This is a genomic window from Mesorhizobium sp. M7A.F.Ca.CA.003.01.2.1 (assembly GCF_003998945.1).
GTDB classification, from domain to species: domain Bacteria; phylum Pseudomonadota; class Alphaproteobacteria; order Rhizobiales; family Rhizobiaceae; genus Mesorhizobium; species Mesorhizobium ciceri.
The window spans coordinates 1-2,126 of record NZ_RZRA01000946.1 but is presented as its reverse complement, the minus strand read 5'-3'; the positions used below and the strand labels follow the sequence as shown (position 1 = coordinate 2,126).

Sequence of the window (2,126 nt, the reverse complement as noted above, 5' to 3'; positions counted from 1 at the left end):
GCACTACTTCTGCCGCACGCCAAAACTCTGGAATCCCGACCGCATCAGCGGCTTCTTCGACGACAGCACGCCGGAATTGACGCCGGTCCAACCGATCTCGCCGGACAGCTTGCCATATTCGATCTTGGGGCAGCGGTTCATCACCACCTTGATGCCGGCGGCCTCGGCGCGCGCGGCTGCTTCGTCATGGCGCACGCCAAGCTGCATCCAGATCACTTTCGGCAAGGGATCGAGCCGCAACGCCTCGTCGACGATGCCGGGCACCGCCGCCGGCGCGCGAAAGATGTCGACCATGTCGATCGGCTCCGGAATATCGGCGAGCCTCGCATAGGTCATCCGGCCGAGGATCTCCTTGCCGGCCTGGCCAGGATTGATCGGAAACACCGAAAATCCCTTGGCCAGCAGATATTTCAGCACGAAATAGCTTGGCCGCACATCATTGGCGGACGCGCCGACCATGGCGATGGTCTTCACCGAATTGAGGATGCCGGCAATGTAAGTGTTGTCGTAGCTATCGTGGTTCATGCGGCTTCCTGCGGTAGTGGTATCGGTAAAGTTCACGGCTGAACCCAAGCGAGGCGTAGAGGGCGCGAGCCGGCGTGTTGTCGGCCACCACCTGCAGGCATGCAGCTGACGCACCCGTTTGTCGTGCCCAGTCGATCAGGACGCCCACCGTCTTGCGGCCCAGGCCTTGCTGCCTGAAACGGCCGTCGGTTTCAACCGATTCCACCACAAGCAGCCCATTGCGGATGACGCCATAGGCCAAGGCGGCAATTTCGCTGTCTCGTGTACAGGACACGAACGCCCGGTCGCCGACGATCAGTCCGGTCATCTCGCGAAAGACGCGGCGATCGATGTCGTCATAAGCCTCCATGCGGAAGCGCGCCGCGAGCCAGTCTTCGCCTGGCACAGGCGAAACAGCGACCCGCTCGTCGCGGACTTCAGCCAGATCGCCGATCCCGGCATGGAGATGGATCGTCCCGCCTTCCGGCTGGTAGCCGCGATGGTCGAGTGCGGTTTCGAGCTCGGCGGCGATATCAGGCACTCGGAACATCGGCGCCTGACCGTGGCCGACGTAGAAGGACTCTGCGGCGTCGATCACTTTGTCGGGCGCGCCACGCTCGCCGCGCAAGGGATTGGCCGAATTGGTACGCCGGATCCGTCCGCCCGATCGCCGCAGAAGCCAGCCATCAACCAACGTCTCGGTCGCCGCCGGCCAGCCTTCGCGGCACGCCTGCTCGACGCGCCAGTTGAGGTCATCATCGCCGGCGCTCACGCGTCATCCTCCCGCAGCGCTTCCTCCATAAAGGCCTGCGGATCGGTGCAGAAGTCGCGCATCATGCGAAAATGATCGGTATCGCTGAAATCCGTGGGATCGAGCCCGAACCGGCTGATGCGGAACAGCCGCGCGCCAGGACAAGCCATCAGCAGCGGCGAATGCGTCGCCATGATCACTTGCGCGGTGCCCGACTGGTCCATGCGCCGCAGCATCTTGAGCAGCTCGATCTGTCGCGTCGGCGACAGTGCGCTTTCGGGTTCGTCGAGGATGTAGATGCCTTGCCTGCGGCAGCGCTCCTCGAAAAAACGGATAAAGCCCTCGCCATGCGACCAGGACAGGAAGTCCGGCGGCGGGGGCCTAAAAGGGTCTTCCAGTGCCGCCTGATCGAGATATCGGGCCACGGAGTAGAAGGATTCGGCGCGAAAAAACCAGCCGGCGGTGACTTTCGGCAGCCAGTGACCGCGGAATGCGTTGGCCAGCGCGGCACCACTCTTGTCGATGGCGCTGGAATGGTCGACCGGCCTATATCCCTTGCCGCCACCGGCTTCGTCATAGCCGGCCAGCGCACCGATCGCCTCGAGCAGCGTCGATTTGCCGGTGCCGTTCTCGCCGACGATGATGGTGATCGGCGTGGTGAATTCGAGTTCGAAGTCGTGGCCGCGAAACAGCGGCAGGTTCCATGGATATTTTTCCCAATCCTCGACCCGCACGGCATCGAGCAGGATGCGCTTCAGATAGGGAGCCTTGAGCCGCGTCAGCTGCTTGCGATGGGCCATCAGCCAGGTAGCGAAATCGTGCCGTCTTCCGCGATCGGAAAGGCCGGATTGTGCGCCACTTCCCAGACATG

At 62.9% G+C, this 2,126-nt stretch carries 3 protein-coding genes and 1 pseudogene; all 4 read right to left on the bottom strand.

Annotated elements, in window-relative coordinates; translation table 11 throughout:
• Nucleotides 1-3: 3 nt before the first annotated feature.
• Nucleotides 4-525 (bottom strand): CoA-binding protein, encoded by a 522-nt coding sequence (locus EN969_RS28050; protein ID WP_024504599.1) that lies wholly within the window; start codon nt 523-525, stop codon nt 4-6.
• Nucleotides 512-1,276 carry a GNAT family N-acetyltransferase gene (locus EN969_RS28045; protein ID WP_063167786.1) on the bottom strand — a complete coding sequence of 255 codons (765 nt, stop codon included), beginning with the start codon at nt 1,274-1,276 and terminating at the stop codon, nt 512-514. Before EN969_RS28045 ends, EN969_RS28050 begins: the two co-directional genes overlap by 14 nt.
• Nucleotides 1,273-2,055 (bottom strand): AAA family ATPase, encoded by a 783-nt coding sequence (locus EN969_RS28040; protein ID WP_063167785.1) that lies wholly within the window; start codon nt 2,053-2,055, stop codon nt 1,273-1,275. The genes EN969_RS28045 and EN969_RS28040 overlap by 4 nt, the downstream gene beginning before the upstream one ends.
• Nucleotides 2,055-2,126, bottom strand: a pseudogene (locus EN969_RS36800) (VOC family protein); the annotation flags it as partial. The gene EN969_RS28040 and the pseudogene EN969_RS36800, both read right to left, overlap by 1 nt.